Origin of the sequence: Kitasatospora sp. NPDC059571 (assembly GCF_042735675.1) — a bacterium.
GTDB lineage: Bacteria > Actinomycetota > Actinomycetes > Streptomycetales > Streptomycetaceae > Kitasatospora.
On record NZ_JBHWBW010000072.1, the window covers coordinates 1 to 16803 of the forward strand.

At 74.5% G+C, this 16803-nt stretch carries 9 protein-coding genes and 1 pseudogene; 2 read left to right on the forward strand and 8 right to left on the reverse strand.

Going from position 1 to position 16803, the window contains the following annotated elements:
- Positions 1 to 61: 61 nt before the first annotated feature.
- From ACFV0G_RS11415 to ACFV0G_RS11440, 6 genes are all read right to left on the reverse strand, one after another.
- A complete protein-coding gene (locus ACFV0G_RS11415) occupies positions 62 to 1693 on the reverse strand; it encodes an RNA polymerase sigma factor (RefSeq protein ID WP_380545292.1) in 1632 nt (543 codons plus the stop codon).
- A gap of 318 nt (positions 1694 to 2011) precedes the next feature.
- Positions 2012 to 2884, reverse strand: coding sequence for a FadR/GntR family transcriptional regulator (locus ACFV0G_RS11420; protein WP_380545294.1), 873 nt, complete (start codon positions 2882 to 2884; stop codon positions 2012 to 2014).
- Positions 2885 to 3200: 316 nt separating this feature from the next.
- The gene (locus tag ACFV0G_RS11425) at positions 3201 to 3986 is read right to left on the reverse strand and encodes a hypothetical protein (RefSeq protein ID WP_380545296.1); all 786 of its coding nucleotides are present in this window, start codon (positions 3984 to 3986) and stop codon (positions 3201 to 3203) included.
- The gene (locus ACFV0G_RS11430; protein WP_380545322.1) at positions 3983 to 5932 is read right to left on the reverse strand and encodes an ATP-binding cassette domain-containing protein; all 1950 of its coding nucleotides are present in this window, start codon (positions 5930 to 5932) and stop codon (positions 3983 to 3985) included. Before ACFV0G_RS11430 ends, ACFV0G_RS11425 begins: the two co-directional genes overlap by 4 nt.
- A 361-nt stretch (positions 5933 to 6293) precedes the next feature.
- Entirely contained in the window at positions 6294 to 7037 is a 744-nt protein-coding gene (locus ACFV0G_RS11435) for an NUDIX domain-containing protein (protein ID WP_380545298.1), read from the reverse strand.
- A gap of 170 nt (positions 7038 to 7207) precedes the next feature.
- Positions 7208 to 9298 carry a glycogen debranching N-terminal domain-containing protein gene (locus ACFV0G_RS11440; RefSeq protein WP_380545300.1) on the reverse strand — a complete coding sequence of 697 codons (2091 nt, stop codon included), beginning with the start codon at positions 9296 to 9298 and terminating at the stop codon, positions 7208 to 7210.
- 883 nt (positions 9299 to 10181) lie between these two features.
- Between ACFV0G_RS11440 and ACFV0G_RS11445 the strand changes: the two genes are divergently transcribed.
- Positions 10182 to 11495 carry an alpha/beta fold hydrolase gene (locus tag ACFV0G_RS11445; protein ID WP_380545302.1) on the forward strand — a complete coding sequence of 438 codons (1314 nt, stop codon included), beginning with the start codon at positions 10182 to 10184 and terminating at the stop codon, positions 11493 to 11495.
- 140 nt (positions 11496 to 11635) lie between these two features.
- Here the strand turns inward: ACFV0G_RS11445 and ACFV0G_RS11450 are convergent, their stop codons facing one another.
- On the reverse strand, positions 11636 to 13264 hold the full coding sequence (locus ACFV0G_RS11450) for a DUF4192 family protein (RefSeq protein ID WP_380545304.1): 1629 nt from the start codon (positions 13262 to 13264) through the stop codon (positions 11636 to 11638).
- A 222-nt stretch (positions 13265 to 13486) separates the two neighbouring features.
- Between ACFV0G_RS11450 and ACFV0G_RS11455 the strand changes: the two are divergent.
- Positions 13487 to 14998 (forward strand): annotated as a pseudogene (locus tag ACFV0G_RS11455) (RecQ family ATP-dependent DNA helicase); the annotation flags it as partial.
- Positions 14999 to 15086: 88 nt separating this feature from the next.
- On the opposite strand, the gene lysX reads toward ACFV0G_RS11455, so the two are convergent.
- Entirely contained in the window at positions 15087 to 16652 is a 1566-nt protein-coding gene (gene lysX, locus ACFV0G_RS11460; protein WP_380545307.1) for a bifunctional lysylphosphatidylglycerol synthetase/lysine--tRNA ligase LysX, read from the reverse strand.
- Positions 16653 to 16803 lie beyond the last annotated feature (151 nt).

Genomic DNA, 16803 nt, shown 5'->3' on the forward strand with positions numbered 1-16803 from the left:
GCCCCGAGCCATGTGGCTCGGGGCCCCTCCGGGACGTCTCCGGTCGGAACCGGCCGACCGATCAGTCCAGGTAGTCGCGCAGCACCTGGGAACGGGACGGGTGGCGCAGCTTCGACATGGTCTTCGACTCGATCTGGCGGATGCGCTCGCGCGTCACGCCGTAGACCTTGCCGATCTCGTCGAGCGTCTTCGGCTGGCCGTCCGTCAGGCCGAAGCGCATCGAGACCACACCGGCCTCGCGCTCGGACAGGGTGTCCAGCACGGAGTGCAGCTGCTCCTGGAGCAGCGTGAAGGAGACCGCGTCGGCCGGGACGACCGCCTCGGAGTCCTCGATCAGGTCACCGAACTCGCTGTCGCCGTCCTCGCCGAGCGGGGTGTGCAGCGAGATGGGCTCACGGCCGTACTTCTGGACCTCGATGACCTTCTCGGGGGTCATGTCGAGCTCCTTGGCCAGCTCCTCCGGGGTGGGCTCGCGGCCCAGGTCCTGGAGCATCTGGCGCTGGACGCGGGCCAGCTTGTTGATGACCTCGACCATGTGCACCGGGATGCGGATGGTGCGGGCCTGGTCGGCCATGGCGCGGGTGATCGCCTGGCGGATCCACCAGGTCGCGTAGGTCGAGAACTTGTAGCCCTTGGTGTAGTCGAACTTCTCGACCGCACGGATCAGACCGAGGTTGCCCTCCTGGATCAGGTCCAGGAAGAGCATGCCGCGGCCGGTGTAGCGCTTGGCCAGCGAGACCACGAGGCGGAGGTTGGCCTCCAGCAGGTGGTTCTTGGCGCGGCGGCCGTCCTCGGCGATGATCTCCAGCTCGCGCTTGAGCTTGGGGGCGAGCTTGTCGGCGGCCGAGAGCTTGTCCTCGGCGAACAGGCCGGCCTCGATGCGCTTGGCGAGCTCGACCTCCTGCTCGGCGTTGAGCAGCGGGACCTTGCCGATCTGCTTCAGGTAGTCCTTGACCGGGTCCGCGGTGGCACCGGCGACGGCGACCTGCTGCGCGGGAGCGTCGTCCTCGTCGTCGTCGGACAGGACGAAGCCCTGGTCCGACTCCTCCTCGGGGGTGTCGCCCTCGGCCTTGTCGCCGGGCAGCGCCACGTCCTCGAGCAGCTCCTCCTCGCCGCCGAGCTCCTCGTCGCCCTTGCCGGTCTTGGTCGCGGCGGTCTTCTTCGCCGCGGTCTTCTTGGCAGGGGCAGCGATCTTCTTGGCGGCGGCCTTCTTGGCGGGGGCCGCCTTCTTGGCCACCGCGGCCTTGGCCTCGGCGACGTCGACGACGGCGGTCTCGACGACCGTGATCTCGGCGGACACCGCAGCGGCCACCACGGCCGGCGCGGGCGCCGGGGTCGCGGCGGGGGCGATCCGGACCGGCGGCTTGGCCGGGGCGGACGGGGTCCGAGTGGTGACCGTCTTTGTCGCCGTGCGCTTGGTCGTGCTCTTCGCCGCGACGCTCTTGCGCTTGGAGCCGGCCGGTTCAGCCGCGCTGACCATGAGCTCCACTCCTTCCTCAATCAGCACCTGGTTGAGGCTGCGCATGACGTTCTTCCACTTGGTGACCGGGATCTGGTCCGCCTCGAACGCCTGACGCACGTCGTCACCGGCGATCTGCCCCTGGGCCTTGCCCCGCTCGATGAGCGCGAGCAGTGCTGCGGACTCGGCGATCTCGGGGGGGAGCGAACGGGATGTGCTGGCCGACACGAACAACCTCTCGGACGATGAGTGGACTCGAACCCGGACCCGGCCGCCCGAAACGGTGAGGAAACGATCACGCACTCTCACGTGCGGGACCGGTACCGACCGGCTCGGGTGGGTGGACGAGGACTGGGTTTGCAGGACGGCAGCAGCGCCGCAGACCAACACAGCATTCTGACATGGTGGCGGTATTCCGGAGCTGCTTCCGCTCCGTACACATCGCTGCCGCCCCTCAAGTGTTACGCATCCCCGTCGTGGCGCGGGTCACACCGCCGTCCGGCGCCGTCCACCGGGCGGCGGAGTCCGGCCGGATCCCCCGTCCCGGGCGGTTCAGTGCTCCCGCGGGCCGGGGACCGCATGCTCGATGTCGGGGTGCACGGTGAGCAGCGCGCGGACGGCGGCCTCGGCCGCGGTGCCGTCGCCGGTGCCCAGTGCGTCGACCAGCCGGACGTGCAGGCCGACCGCCGAGTCGGAGGGCCGCTCGCAGGTGCCGACCGGGCCACCGGAGACGTGCAGCGCGCACGAGACGATGCCGGAGAGGTGCTCCAGCATCCGATTGCCGGCCATCTGGAGGACGAGTCCGTGGAGCTCGGCGTCGGCCCGGGTGTACCCGAGCAGGTCGCCCTGGGCGGACGTGTGGCCCATGATCTCGGCGAGCTCGACCAGCCGGTGCTGAACGTCCTCGCGGCCGTGGCCGGCGGCGAGGCGGGCGGCCAGCGGCTCGATCGCCCAGCGGAGCTCGAACAGCTCGCGGCGCTGCTCGTCGCGCTGCGGGCCGAAGGCGCGCCACTCGATGATGTCCGGGTCGAGCAGGTTCCAGTCGGCGACCGGGCGGACCCGGGTGCCCACGTTCGGCCGGGCGCTGACCAGGCCCTTCGCCTCCAGCACGCGCAGCGACTCGCGGACCACCGTGCGGGAGACCTCGAACCGCTGGCCGATCTCCTCCGGCACCAGCGGGCGGTCGGCGCCCAGGTCGCCGGAGACGATCATCTGGCCGAGCTGCTGGACCAGCTGGCCGTGCAGGCCGCGGCCGCGGCTGCTGGTGGTCTTGCGGCCGACGCGGGAGAGCTCGGACTCGGCGCCCTCCCAGCGGGGGGCGGGCGGGGCGGGCCGTTCGGCGTACGGGAAGCGGTCGAGGTCGCCGGCGGCCATCGGATCGGCCGAACGGGCAGCGGTCGTGGCGGGGTGCGCAAGGGTAGTCACACGTCCTTTGTCGGCGATCGGCCGAGCCGCCTTGAGGATTCTCGTGAAAAGCACACGAAAGGGTGATCGTCCACGGCCGGATCATTGACTTCTTATCGGTCAGAACCCCTCAAATCAACCACAGGTTGATCACCTTACGCGATCGCCCGGCGACCCTTCGCCACAGTGGCGCCGGCGAGGCGGCTCCTCGGAGTGCCTCGGGCGGCTCAGCGGGTCCCAGCCGGTCCGAGGGGGTGCGGGGCCCCGGAGGGCCCCGGAGGGTCTGAGCGGGTGCGGGAGTGCGGGGGTGCGGGGGTGCGGAGGGTCCCGCAGGCTCTCAGAGGGTGCGGCGGTGGAGCTGAAGGGCCAGGCCGGCGGCCAGCAGCAGGGCGACCGGGAGCAGCGGGAGGGCGAGCAGGAGTCCGTCCGGGACCGTCCGCGCGAACCCGTCCACCGGCACCCGGTCGAGCAGCTCCCGCAGCGGCAGCAGCTCCGCCGCGCCGAACGGCCAGCTCCGCCCGGTGCGGCGCAGCATGAGCCCGCCGAGCGGCTCCAGCACCACGGGTAGTGCCAGGAACAGCAGGAGCGCCGGCACCAGGCGGCGCACCAGGGCCGCGGCCAGCAGGCCCGCCCAGGCCGCACCGACCACGAGGACGGCGCAGGCGGCGAACGGCGCGACCAGGTCGGCCGTCCGCAGCGCGGCCGTCCGGTCGGCGGCGGGGGCGCCGCCCCGGGCGGCCAGGCCGACGGCGAGCGCGCCGAGCAGGACGGTGGCAGCGGCGAGCACGGCGCCGGCGGCACCGGTCACGGCGGCCTTGGCCGCCAGCAGCCCGGCCCGGCGGCCGAACGCCACCCGCGACGCGGCCAGCCCGGGGTACCGGACCTCGTGGGTGTACGACAGCACGCCCAGCAGCCCGGCCCCGAGGGCGGCGACCGGCAGCGGGAGGAAGGGCACCACCCCGGTCGAGGCGCGGACCGCCGCGGCGGAGTCGAGGGCGGGGGTGCGCCAGACGGCGGTCAGCGCGACCGCGAGGTCCGCGACCAGCACCACCGCGGCGATCAACCAGCTGGAACGCAGGCCGCGCAGTCGGCGCAGCTCGTAGGAGAGGGTCTGCACGGTCACTGGCTCCGGTGTGCGTGGGGACCTGCGGCGGACGGGCGGGCATCGGTGGCACGGCCCCGGTCGAGGAACCACCCGCCCGTGGGGCTCGCGCCGCGGAACGGTTCGAACCAGGCCCTGCCGGGCGGATCAGCGGTTGCGGCGGAGTGGTCGGTCGCGGAGTGGTCGGTGTCGGTGCGGTCGGTGTCGGCGTGGCCGCTGTCGGTGCGGTCGGTCGCGGAGTGGTCGGTGCCGGTGCGGTCGGTGTCGGCGTGGCCGCTGTCGGTGCGGTCGGTGTCGGGTGCTGCCGAAGCCCGGCTGTCAGCCATCGTTCGCTCTGCGGTCGCGCAGTCCGCGGCGGTGAGGTCCGCGGCGGCGAGGTGCGCGTCCGTGCGGCCCGCGGTCGTGAGGTCTGCGGTCGCGAGGTCTGCGGTCGCGAGGTCCGCGGTCGTGAGGTCCGCGGTCGTGAGGTCCTTGGTCAGGCGGACCGGAGGCGGCGCGCTGTCCGTGCCTGGCTGTGCAGGAGCGGGGCGGGCCGAGCCCAGGGCGAGCCGGTCGAACACCAGGGGCGGGCGGGGTCCCGACAGCAGGGACGGGACGGTGGGCAGGGTGCCGCGGTGCCTCGGCCCGCGCAGCGGCGCAGCGGTACCGGTGCCGGACGGCAGCGCCTCGTCCGGCAGGGCGTCCACCTCCCCCGCCCCCTCCGAGGTGCCCTGCCACGCGGCGGAGTCGGCTGCCGGGGCAGGGGCGGGAAGGCCGATCACGGAGGGTGGCGGCGTCTCGTCCCGGTCGCTGCCACCATCGCCGTCCTCGCTGCGCAGGTGCACCTGGCCGGACCGGCCCGAGCCGATCGGAAGGACCGGCCGGGGGGCCGGCTGCTCCACGACGCGGTCGGCGAGTTCGTGGAGCAGGATGCCGTGCCGGTAGGCGAGCTCGCCGATCTCCGTGCGGTCGATGCCGCTGACCGCGAGTCCGGTACCGCCGTCCGGCCGCACCTTCGCGCCCTGGGCCCGCAGTACGTCCGCGAGCCGGGCCATCTGCGGTCCGCGGACGGCCACCTCGGGGAAGAACCGTGTCCGGCGGAAGTCCTCGGCGCTCTGGTCGGCCGCTGCCCGGCCGGCGTCCAGGGTGACGATCCGGTCGGCCAGCAGCAACGCCTCCTGCGGGCTGCGGGTGGTGACGACCACGTTGCCGCCGGCCACCGCGAAGGACCGGAGGAAGGCCTGGAACCACTCGGTCCCGCGATCGGACAGTCCGCCAGTCGGTGCGTCCAGCAGCAGAACGGCCGGGTCGCCGAGCAGCGCGGCCGCCAGGGCGAGCCGCCGGTGCATCCCCGGCGAGAACGTCCGCAGCCGGTGCGAGGCCACGGAGGCCAACCTGGTCTGCTCCAGCAACTCGTCGGCGCGGCGCGGCGGGGCGCCGACAGCGGCCGCCAGCATGCGCAGATGGTCGCCCGCGCGGCGCCCGGGGTGGCCCACCATCCGACCGCGCAGTACCGGAGCGGCACCGGTGGTCCCGGCTGACTGCCCTGCAGGGGCGGGGACTCGGGCGGGAACACGGGCGAGGTCGGCCGCGGCCGAACGGGCGGAGGCGGAGTCGGGAACGGCGAGCTCGGAGTTGGAGACGCCGGAGTTCGAGCGGCCGGAGTTCGCGGGGCCGGAGGCGGCGATGAGGCCGGAGATGGCGGCGAGGCCACGATCTGAGCGTCCCGGCGACGGGCGTCGCGCCTGGAGCATGACGCCGACGTGCTGCTCGGGGTTGCGCAGACGGCGGTAGGGGCGGCCGTCGAACAGGGTGACCCCGTGGCCGCGTTCGAGCTCGACCATGAGACGTAGTGTGGTGGTCTTCCCCGCGCCGGGGTCACCCAGGAGCGCCGTCACGGTGCCGGGCCGGGCGTCGAACGTGAGGTCCAGCAGGGCCGGCGCGCGGCCGCGCCGGTAGATCTTGGTCAGTCCGGTGACCTGGATCATCACTGCCTGCTCCCATTCCTCGGCCGGCCGGGTCGCGGGGGCACTGGTGTGCTCGGGCGCACCCGCGCCAGCACCCTAGGGCGCGGCGGCGGAGATTCCGGGCATTCGGGGTACCTAGTGGAAGGCGAGCCCGCCGACCTCACCCGATCAGGGGACCACGCAGCGGGAAGGCGCCTCGCAGAACGCCCGCACGCCCCCCAATGCGCCGGTCGGCCCACACTCGCCGCGTCAGCGCAGTATCAGAGGCGCCCTACCGCGGACGACATCCTGACGCCGCATCGGCATCGGGGATCGGCCCCGGGAGTCGCGGCGGGGCTTCCTCAGGCCTCAGATCTCAGCCCCGAGCCTCAGGCCTCGAAACTCAGGCCTCGGGCCTCAGCATCGGCGGGTTGAGGACGGTCGCCCCGCCGGCGGTGAAGAGCTGTGCCGGGCGGCCGCCCTGACGGGTCGTCGTACCACCGGAGGGCAGCAGGAAGCCCGGTGTGCCAGTGACCTTGCGGTGGAAGTTCCGCGGATCCAGCACCACGCCCCAGACCGCCTCGTACACCCTGCGCAGCTCGCCGACCGTGAACTCCGACGGGCAGAAGGCGGTGGCGAGCGAGGAGTACTCGATCTTGGACCGGGCGCGCTCGACCCCGTCGGCCAGGATCCGCCCGTGGTCGAAGGCGAGCGGCACTCCGTCCGCCGGCGCGTCGCCGAGGAGCTCGCCGACCGGGGCCCACCGCGCGCTGCTGGCGTCGCCGCCGGGGCGGGGCGTGGGCAGGTCGGGGGCGAGGACGAGGTGGGCCACGCTGACGACCCGCATGCGCGGGTCGCGCTGGGGGTGGCCGTAGGTCGCGAGCTGCTCCAGGTGGACACCCGCGGCCGAGTGGCCGGGTGCCGAGTGGGCCCGCAGGCCGGTCTCCTCCGCCAGTTCACGGGAGGCCGCCTCGGCCAGGCCCTCGTCCGGCCGTACGAATCCGCCGGGCAGCGCCCAGTAGCCCTGGAAGGGCGGCTCCCCCCGGCGGACCAGCAGTGCGCAGAGCTCGTGATCCCGCACGGTCAGCACCACAAGGTCGACGGTGACGGCGAACGGTGGGAAGGCCGACGGGTCATAGCGGGACATGGCGACGATCATAGTCGTCTCTCTGACGATAAACACAGACTCCGGACAGCGGACGGGCGCCATGCGGTCGAGGTGCGCCACGACGGCGGACTGCCGGCCGGACCGCCCGCCGGACCACGACCGGACGGCCACCGGGGTGCGCCGCCGGGTCGGAGCCGGCGCACCCGGAGTCAGCCCGCGCCCAGCTGGAGCTGCGGCGAGGCCTCCTCGACCACCGCGACGCCGATCCGGCTGACCCGGACGGAGAACGGCTCACCCGCCACCCGCAACCCGGTGAGCTGCAGCTCGCCCAGCGGCGTGGTGCTCGCCGGCCGCACCACGACCCGCCCGGCCGGCACATCGGGACGGACACCCGCCAGCGCGAGTATCAGGTGGACTCCGGCCGCGGAGGACAGCGCCGCCGGCCGGCAGGCCGCCGGGTGCGGGACGGGCGGGCACCCCGGCACCCGCTGCTCGCCGGCGTACATCTCCGGCGGCCGCCCCTCGAAGTGCTCGGCCGCGGACAGCAGCCCCTCCAGCAGTTGCCCGGCCTCGCGCTCGAACCCGGCATCGGCGAGACCCGCCACGGCCAGCGCGGTCTCGTGGAGCCGCACCGCGCCGCTGCGGTGCCCCAGCGGGTTGAACCGCGGCGACTTCGCGCTCAGCGTCCGCAGGCCCCAACCGCAGTCCAGCTCCGGGGCGGTCAACCGCTGGGCCAGCAGCCTGGTCTGCTCACGGTCGAGCAGACCGTTGTGCAGCTCGCCGTCGGTCGACAGCCCGACGTCGAGGAGGTGCACCAGGGTCGAGGCCACCGCCGGGGCGCTGCGACCACCGCCGAACAGGGCGGCCGCCGGGCGGCCGCCCGACAGGTCGTCGATCCAGAACTGGTCGCGGAACCGCTCGCGCAGTGCCGCCGCCCAGCTGCGCCACTCGGCCGCGCCGGGCCGGCCGAAGGCGGCCAGCAGCTCCGCACCGTGCATCGCCGCGCGGTAGGCCTGTGCCTGCACCTCGACGCGGGCGGCGCCGGGACGCGCGGCACGCTCCTCGGCGGAGCGGCCGAGGTCCAGGACGAAGCCCTCGGGGCCGTCAGGACCTGCGGCAACAGCGGTGCGCAGGGCGCCGAGGGCGCGCTCGACCGCGGGGAGGAGCTCTATCACCTCGTGCCGGGGCAGGCCCCAGCGCCAGGCCTCGGCCAGCACCGTGACGAACAGCAGGGTGGCCTCGGTCGCGGTGCAGGTCGGCGGCAGCTCCGGGCCGCCGTGCCGCATCGGCCCGGGAATCAGGCCGTCCGGGCGGCCCGGTGCTGCGGCCGGCGCCGCGCCGGGCGCTGCCCCACCGGCCGGGCCTGCCGTACTGGCGGACTGCTGGCGCCGCGCCAGCGCCCGCAGGGTGTCCGCTGCGAGCCTGGTGCCCAGCGGCAGGGTCAGTCGGGCCGCCCAGAGTGCGTCGGCCGCGGTCAGGCCGAATCGCCACGGCGCACCGGACGCCGCGTACAGGTCGGTGGGGCGGTCCGGGTCGGCGATGAGCAGCGATCCGAGGGAGTCGAGCGAACGTGTCAGCAGGCGCTGCGCCCTGGCGTCGTCGCAGCGGACCTCGGCCTCGGCCCAGGGCAGCGGAACGCCCTTGCCGCGCCCCGTGGGCGGGCGCACGCCCGCCGGAACGCCCTCCAGCAGGGTCTTCAGCTCGACGGACCATCGGGCGCCGGGCTGCACCTCAAGATCCCAGCGGAGCACTCCGGCCCCCGCCAGCACCGCGTGCGGGGTGGGCCGGGCGGTCACCGTGGCGCTGCGGCCGTGTCCGGCCCAGCGGAGGCCCGCGGACTGGACCTGGCTCGGAAGGTCGGCGGAGCGCTGGCCGCCCGCGATCTCGGAGAGCAGGCCGAGGTCGGTGCCGAAGGCGATCTCCAGGGGAAGCCGGGCCGGTCGTGCACCCGCATTACGGACCGTCACCGTCTCCGCCCCGTCCGCGTGGCGCAGGCGCTCCACGGTCAGCGCAGGGTCCGGGTCGGGGTCGCCCGGCACTCGGACCGCGCCGACGAAGCGCGCCGCGGCGGCCGAGGTGAGCGCGCCTTGGAGCGACATCGGCTCGATGCCGCCGAGTCGGACCTCCATCCTGGCAAGGGTGCGAATGCCTGCCCGGTAGAAGCCGTGCAGGCCCTGGCCTCGGAGCTGGCCGTCCGGGCCGGAGGCTGCCATCGCCGGGGCCTCGACGCAGAGCACGGCATCGTGTGCCGTGACGGTGTTCGGGCGCGGGGGCGCGGGCGGGCGCGGCTGTCCGTGCATCGGCTGTCCGTGCATCGGCTGTCCGGTCCCGTAGGACGCGGGCGTCTGCGCAGGCGGCGAAGCCGACGGCCCGGCCTGTGGTGCGGGCGGCATCGGCGGCTGGGTGGACGGCCTGGCGTAGGGCGGTGCGGACGGCGGCCCGGAGGTCACCGAGCCGGCCGGTGGACCGATCGGCGCCGCCGGGCGTGCGGGCCCGGTCGGAGGAGCCGGGGCGGGCCCGGCCGGGCCCTGGCCGACCGGCGGGCTCGCGGGGCGCGGCGGCAGGGTCGGCGGGGCGGGGAAGGCTGCCGGTGCCGTCGTCGGCTCGGGAGGCGGTGGTGTCACCGTGCCGGGCTGCGGCGGTGGCGGCGTGGTGGCGGTCACCGGTCTCTCCTCCCTGGGTCGGTCGGCTGCTGCGGGGCCGGCCGACCACGAGCGTGCTCGTTCGCGGTCAGTGCTGCGCTGCCCGTTCGGGCAGGGTCGATCGTTGGGGGCAGGCCCAGGTCGTACGGGTGTGACCGGCCGTGTCACGCCGTCCCGCCCTGGGGCGGGCCGGTCGTCGGCTCGGCACGGACGCCGATGTCGTGGGACGGGTCGGCACGGCACAGGGGTGCCGGACGGATGCTGCCGCCGGCTCCCCGCTGGATGAACGCCCTGCACCTGTCACAAGTCACGCCGGTGTGCGCGGCTGCGGTGGCGCGCCGTCCGGTGTGACTGCTCGGCCGGTGGTCCGTCGCCCCCTGCGACACCGGCCCGGCCGCCGGCCGGGGTCGCCCGCCTGCGGGCCTCCCCCACCGGCTCCCGTCCGCCGCCAGGATACGGTGCGGGGGCGGCGGCGACCGCACCGGGAACACCGTTGGCGACCGCCGTTCGCACCTGCGAACAGCACGAACCGAGGAGTTGCATGTCCACCGCCAGCCGGCTGCCCGGGATCGTCACGACCGACCACGTCTTCCGCGTGCCGCTCGACCACCAGCGCCCGGACGGCGAGCAGATCGAGGTGTACGCCCGTGAGGTCGTGGCGTCGGCCCGTGAGAACGACGCCCTGCCCTGGCTGCTCTTCCTCCAGGGCGGCCCCGGCGGCAAGGCGGCGCGCCCGGTCGGCCCGGACAGCTGGCTGGCCCGCGCGCTGGACGACCACCGCGTCCTCCTCCTCGACCAGCGCGGGACCGGCCGGTCCACCCCGGCCAACCGGCAGACGCTCGCCCGGCGGGGCGGGCCGCAGGAGCAGGCCGAGTACCTCGCGCACTTCCGCGCCGACTCGATCGTCCGCGACGCCGAGCTGATCCGCCGCGCGCTGCTCGGTGAGCAGGGGCGGTGGAGCCTGCTCGGCCAGAGCTTCGGCGGCTTCTGCACCCTGACCTACCTCTCGCTGGCACCCGAGGGCGTCCGTGAGGCTTACGTGACCGGCGGTCTGGCCGGTCTGAGCAGCTCGGCGGACGACGTCTACCGCGCGGCGTACCCGCGGGTGGCCCGCAAGAACGCGGCGCACTACGGGCGCTACCCGCAGGACGTCGAGGCCGTCCGGCAGATCGCGGCCCACCTCGCGGAGCAGCCGGCCACCCTCCCCGACGGGGGTCTGCTCACCCTCCGGGCGTTCCAGGCACTGGGGCTGCTGCTCGGCAGTGGCTCCGGCTCGCACCAGCTGCACTATCTGCTGGAGGAGGCCTGGGTGGAGGGCGCGGACGGCCCCGAGCTGTCCGACACCTTCCTCGCCGGGGTGCAGGCGCAGCTGTCCTTCGCCCAGGGCCCGCTCTACGCCGTGCTGCACGAGTCGATCTACGGTCAGCGGTCGGTCGATCCGGCCGGCACGGCCTGGGCGGCGGAGCGCGTCCGGAAGGAGTTCCCCGAGTTCGACGCCGAGGCGGCGCTCGACTCGGACGCTCCCGTGCTGTTCACCGGCGAGATGATCTACCCGTGGATGTTCGAGACCGACCCGGCACTCCGCCCGCTGCGGGAGACCGCCAATCTGCTCGCCGAGCGGGCCGACTGGCCCGACCTCTACGACCGGGAGCGGCTGGCCGCCAACGACGTCCCGGTCTTTGCCGCCGTCTACCACGACGACATGTACGTGGACACCGCCGATTCGCTGGACACTGCGCACGCCGTCGGTAACGTGCGCTACTGGGTGACCAACGAATGGGAGCACGACGGCCTCCGGGTCAGCGGCCGGGTCGTGCTCGACCGCCTGATGCGCATGGGCCGCGGCGAGATCTAGGACCGCGCGCCCGGCCCGTTGCGCGCCCGTCCCTTGCGCCCAACGGTCTGCCGGACGGGCCGGCGGGGCAGTACGTGGAGGCCGAGGCCGGCACGGGACCTGCGTGCGCCGGACCCGCACCGGCTGCCCACCCGGGCGGCTCAGCCCCGCAGCGGTCGGAAGGCCCGACCCGGACGGGTGGGCCGCCCGGAGGCCCCCGACGGGCGCTGCCACCGGCGCCCCGTCCGGCCGGGCGGGCGAACCGGCGGCGGAAGCGACACCGGACTCCCCGGACGACACGGCGGGGACGGCAGAGCGGCCTCGGTGGCACAGCCCTCCGCGGCAGGAGGCACGCCTCGGTGGGCGCCGCGCCCTGCAGACCCGGGTGCGGTCGACGGGAGCGGGAGCGTCCGCCCGGGACCACAACCCGGCGCGAAACCGGGGTCGGCTCCGCCCTCGGCCGCAGGCTCCGCCCTGACCACACCTCCGGCGCCGGGAGCGGCCTGCGGGCCGCGGCCGGGCCGCGGACCCGGGCCGGTCTCGGGCTCACCCGCGGGAGCGGCGCCTGACGCTCCCCCGGGCTCTCCCTCCGTGGCACGGGCCGCGGGCCGCTTCAAGGACAGACGGCCCGCACGCCTCACCCGTTGCTCCCGGACGCTCTCCAGCAACCGCTCGGGCGCAAGCCCCGCGTTGATCGACTCGTACAGCAGCTGGGCCAGGGTGTAGTCGGCGTCGATCGCCAGCGCCCGCGAGAGCACGATCCGCGCGGTGGCGATGTCACCGGCCAGCCACGCCGTCCACGCCAACAGGGTGAGGGGCGGCGGGGCGAGGTGGTCGAACGGGCTGACGCAGCGCTGGGCGAGGAAGCGCCAGAGCCGCTGCGCGTGACCCAGCTCGTCGGGCTCGGCGAACTCAGCTCCGCGGTCCCGCCCGAGCTTGTCCTGGAGCCCGAGCAGCAGCCGGGCGGTGACCTGCGGATCCAGCTCGTTCGCACCGCCGCGGAAGGCCGCCAGGGCCTCCGTCAGCAGGTCGCCCGTCCGGTCCACCGCGCCCAGGCGGCCGCCGGAGAGCTCCCGGAGGAATCCCGGCCCGGCTCGTTCGATCTCCTGGCGCTGGATGTCGCAGACCGGCGGACCGATCGGTGCCAGCCCGGCCACGATGGCCTTGCGGCTGCCGCGGGGTGCCAGACCCGCGAAGGCGGCCGCCGCGGCGATCGGACTCGGCAGGTCGACGGGGCGCACCGGGGTGCCCGCCGGGTCGCAGCAGCTCGGCCGTTTGCAGAGGAACGACCACCATCGGCCGCCGGAGACGCAGAGGGACTCCTTCACGCCGACGTCGGCCCGCTCGAAGGCAGCCGCCAGAGCGTCGGCGAGCGGGCGGAGCTCGGCCACCGGTACCGCGTCGGCGGGCTGCGGGCCACGGCCCGGCCCCGGCGGCCCGCCGGCGGGATCCGACGGGGCACGGGCGGGATCCACGGAGTCGCGGACCAGGTAGAGGAGCACCTGCCGGGGGCGGCGGTCGCGCTTCTCGGAGAGGTCGACGAGCAGATCGGCCGCGTCCTGGGCGACCTGCGGCCAGGACTCCCGGTCGGCGGGGATGTCCAGCCGGATCACGCCGCCCTGGTGGAGCGACGGCCCCTGGAGGCCGACCGCCACGATGCTGTCGTCGGGGAAGAAGCCGAGCAGGTACGGCAGCATCTCGGCCATTTCGGCCGGGCCGCGCATCTGCATGGGCAGGGTGCCGGGAAGAGCGCCCCCGGCGCGGACGGAACGTTCGTCGTTGGTGTTCATGGCGGGAAGACTGCCGCGATTTCCGGATCCGTGGGCAAGCCTGTGGACAACTCGGGGGGTCCAGCATTTCCTCCCTCGTTCGAGGGACACCAGGCTGTGGAAAGGAACGGATCTGACCGTTCGTCGGCTCTCGACAGGTTGTTGCCCACACACGGGCGGAGCCGCGCCGCGGCGCCCGGCCGTGTTCGCAGAATGTCGGTGGTACGCGGTATGCATGGAGTCATGGACAAGCGCACGGCCCCCACCCCGCAGCCCGACCGGCCCGACTACCCCGGGCCGGCCGCCCCGGGCCGCAGCGGCGCCGGCGGCCGGGAGCAGGCCGGGCCAGCCGAGCGCGCTGCCGTCCGCGAGCGCGCCGAGGCGGTCCTGCGTGAGCTCGCCGGGCCGTCAGCGGTGCTCCGCGACGACCAGTGGCTGGCGATCGAGGCGCTGGTCGTGGACGGCCGCCGGGCCCTGGTGGTCCAGCGCACGGGGTGGGGCAAGTCCGCCGTCTACTTCATCGCCACGGCACTGCTCCGCAGCCGCGGCGCCGGGCCGACAGTGATCGTCTCCCCGCTTCTCGCGCTGATGCGCAACCAGGTCGACTCGGCCGCCAGGGCCGGGATCCACGCCCGGACGATCAACTCGGCGAACCCCGAGGAGTGGGAGGCGATCCAGGGCGAGGTCGCGGCGGGCGCCGTCGACGTCCTGCTGGTCAGCCCGGAGCGGCTGAACAACCCGGACTTCCGCGACAACGTGCTGCCCAAGCTGGCCGCGTCGACCGGTCTGCTGGTCGTCGACGAGGCGCACTGCATCTCCGACTGGGGCCACGACTTCCGCCCCGACTACCGCCGGCTGCGGACGATGCTGGCGGAGCTCGCCCCGGGCGTCCCGGTGCTTGCGACGACGGCCACCGCCAACGCCCGGGTCACCGCCGACGTCGCCGAGCAGCTCGGCACCGGCGCCGTGCCGCCCGCGACCGGCCCGGGCGAATCCACGCCTGCGGGCGGCGAGCGGGCCCTCGTGCTCCGCGGCCCGCTGGACCGCGAGAGCCTCAGCCTCGGCGTGCTCTCCCTGCCTGACGCCGCGCACCGACTGGCGTGGCTCGCCGACCACCTGGACGAACTGCCGGGCTCGGGCATCGTCTACACGCTCACCGTCGCGGCCGCCGACGAGGTCACCGCCTTCCTGCGCTCCCGCGGCTTCGCCGTGGCCTCCTACTCCGGCCGCACCGAGGACGCGGAGCGGCGCAGCGCGGAGGCCGATCTGCTGGCGAACCGGGTGAAGGCCCTGGTGGCCACCTCGGCGCTCGGCATGGGCTTCGACAAGCCGGATCTCGGGTTCGTGGTGCACCTGGGATCGCCGGGCTCACCGATCGCCTACTACCAACAGGTCGGGCGTGCCGGGCGTGGCGTCGACCGGGCCGAGGTGCTGCTGCTGCCCGGCCGCGAGGACGAGGCGATCTGGCGGTACTTCGCCTCGCTCGGCTTCCCGCCGGAGGACCAGGTGCGGCGCACCCTGGACGCGTTGGCCGAGGCCGGCCGGCCGCTGTCCACGGCAGCCCTGGAGCCTCGCGTCGACCTCCGGCGGGCCCGCCTGGAGACGATGCTCAAGGTGCTGGACGTGGACGGCGCGGTGCGGCGGGTACGCGGTGGCTGGGAGGCAACCGGCCGCCCCTGGGTGTACGACGCGCCCCGCTACGCCAAGGTCGCCGAGTCCCGCGAGGCCGAGCAGCGGGCGATGCGTGAGTACGCCCTGGCTGCGGATGATGGCCCGCACCAGGAAGCCGAAGCCGATCGCCATGACCAGCGGGGGCACGATCGCGCTGACGTAGTCCATCAGGTCACTCCTCGTCGCTCGTGTCGGCGGCGCTGCCGCCCTTGTCCGTGCCGCCGCGGTCCGGCTTCACCAGCGGGAAGAGCACCGTCTCGCGGATGTTCTTGCCGGTGAGCAGCATGATCAGGCGGTCCACGCCGAGGCCGAGGCCGCCGGTGGGCGGCATCGCGTACTCCAGGGCGCGCAGGAAGTCCTCGTCCAGCTGCATCGCCTCGACGTCGCCGCCGGCCGCCAGCAGCGACTGGGCGGTGAGGCGGGCGCGCTGCTCGACCGGGTCGATCAGCTCGGAGTAGGCGGTGCCGATCTCGGTACCGAAGATCACCAGGTCCCACTTCTCCGCCACGCCCGCGATCGAGCGGTGCTGGCGGGTCAGCGGGGAGACCTCGGTCGGGTAGTCCCGGATGAAGGTCGGGGCGATCGCGTGGTGCTCCAGCAGCCGCTCGATCATCTCCAGGACGATCTGGCCGTGGCCCCACTCCTTCTCCCACGGCACGCCGGCGCCGTCGGCGAGCGCGCGCAGCTCCTCGACGGAGGTCTCCGGGGTGATCTCGGTGCCCAGGTGGGCGGAGATGCCCGGGTAGACAGAGACCTCGGCCCACGGCTCGGCCAGGTCGATCTCGTGCTCCTGCCCGTCCGGGCCGGTGCCGCGCACCACGGTGGTGCCCAGTGCGTCCCGGGCGGCGTTGATGACGATCGCGCGGATCAGCTCGGCCTGGGTGTCGTAGTCGCCGTAGGCCTCGTACGACTCCAGGGCGGTGAACTCCGGGTTGTGGGTCGCGTCGGCGCCCTCGTTGCGGAAGTTCCGGTTGATCTCGAAGACCTTCTCGGCGCCGCCGACCACCAGGCGCTTGAGGTAGAGCTCGGTGGCGATGCGCAGGTACAGGTCGACGTCGTAGGCGTTGCTGTGGGTGACGAACGGGCGGGCGTTGGCGCCGCCGTGGATCGGCTGCAGCATCGGGGTCTCGACCTCGAGGTACCCGCGGTCCTCGTAGGTGCGGCGGATCGAGCGGATCACCCGGGTGCGCAGCTGGAGCATCTCGCGCGCCTCGGGGTTCACGATCAGGTCCACGTACCGCTGGCGGACCCGGGCCTCCGGGTCGGTGAGGCCCTTGTGCTTGTCCGGCAGCGGGCGCAGGCACTTGGCGGTGAGCTCCCAGCGGTCGACCATCACGCTCAGCTCGCCGCGGCGGGAGGTGATGACCTCGCCCTCCACGCCGACCTGGTCGCCGAGGTCGATGTCGGCCTTCCAGGCGGCCAGCCGCTCCTCGCCGAGCTTGTCCAGGGAGAGCATCACCTGGAGGTCGCCGGAGCCGTCGCGCAGGGTCGCGAAGCAGAGCTTGCCGCCGGTGCGGGCCAGGATCACCCGGCCGGTGATGCCGGCGCGCTCGCCCGTCGCGGTGTCCGGTGCCAGGTCGGGGTGCTTGGCCCGCAGGTCGGCGATGGTCGAGGTGCGGGGGAAGCCGACCGGGTACGGGTCGATGCCGGCCGCCCGCAGGCGGTCCAGCTTCTCGCGCCGGACGCGCATCTGCTCGGGGAGGTCGTCGGTCGCGGGGACGGTGCTCTGATCGCTCACCCCACAAGGGTAGCCAGCCTCACGCGGTGGGCCGCCACGGGATAACGCAAGGGCCCCCGGACCCCCGACCGGCCTGCGGGGGCCGGGTCGGGGGGGGTGCCCCCGGGCCGGTGGCCAGCACCGCCGCCTCGTGCCCCGGCGCGGGCGCGGG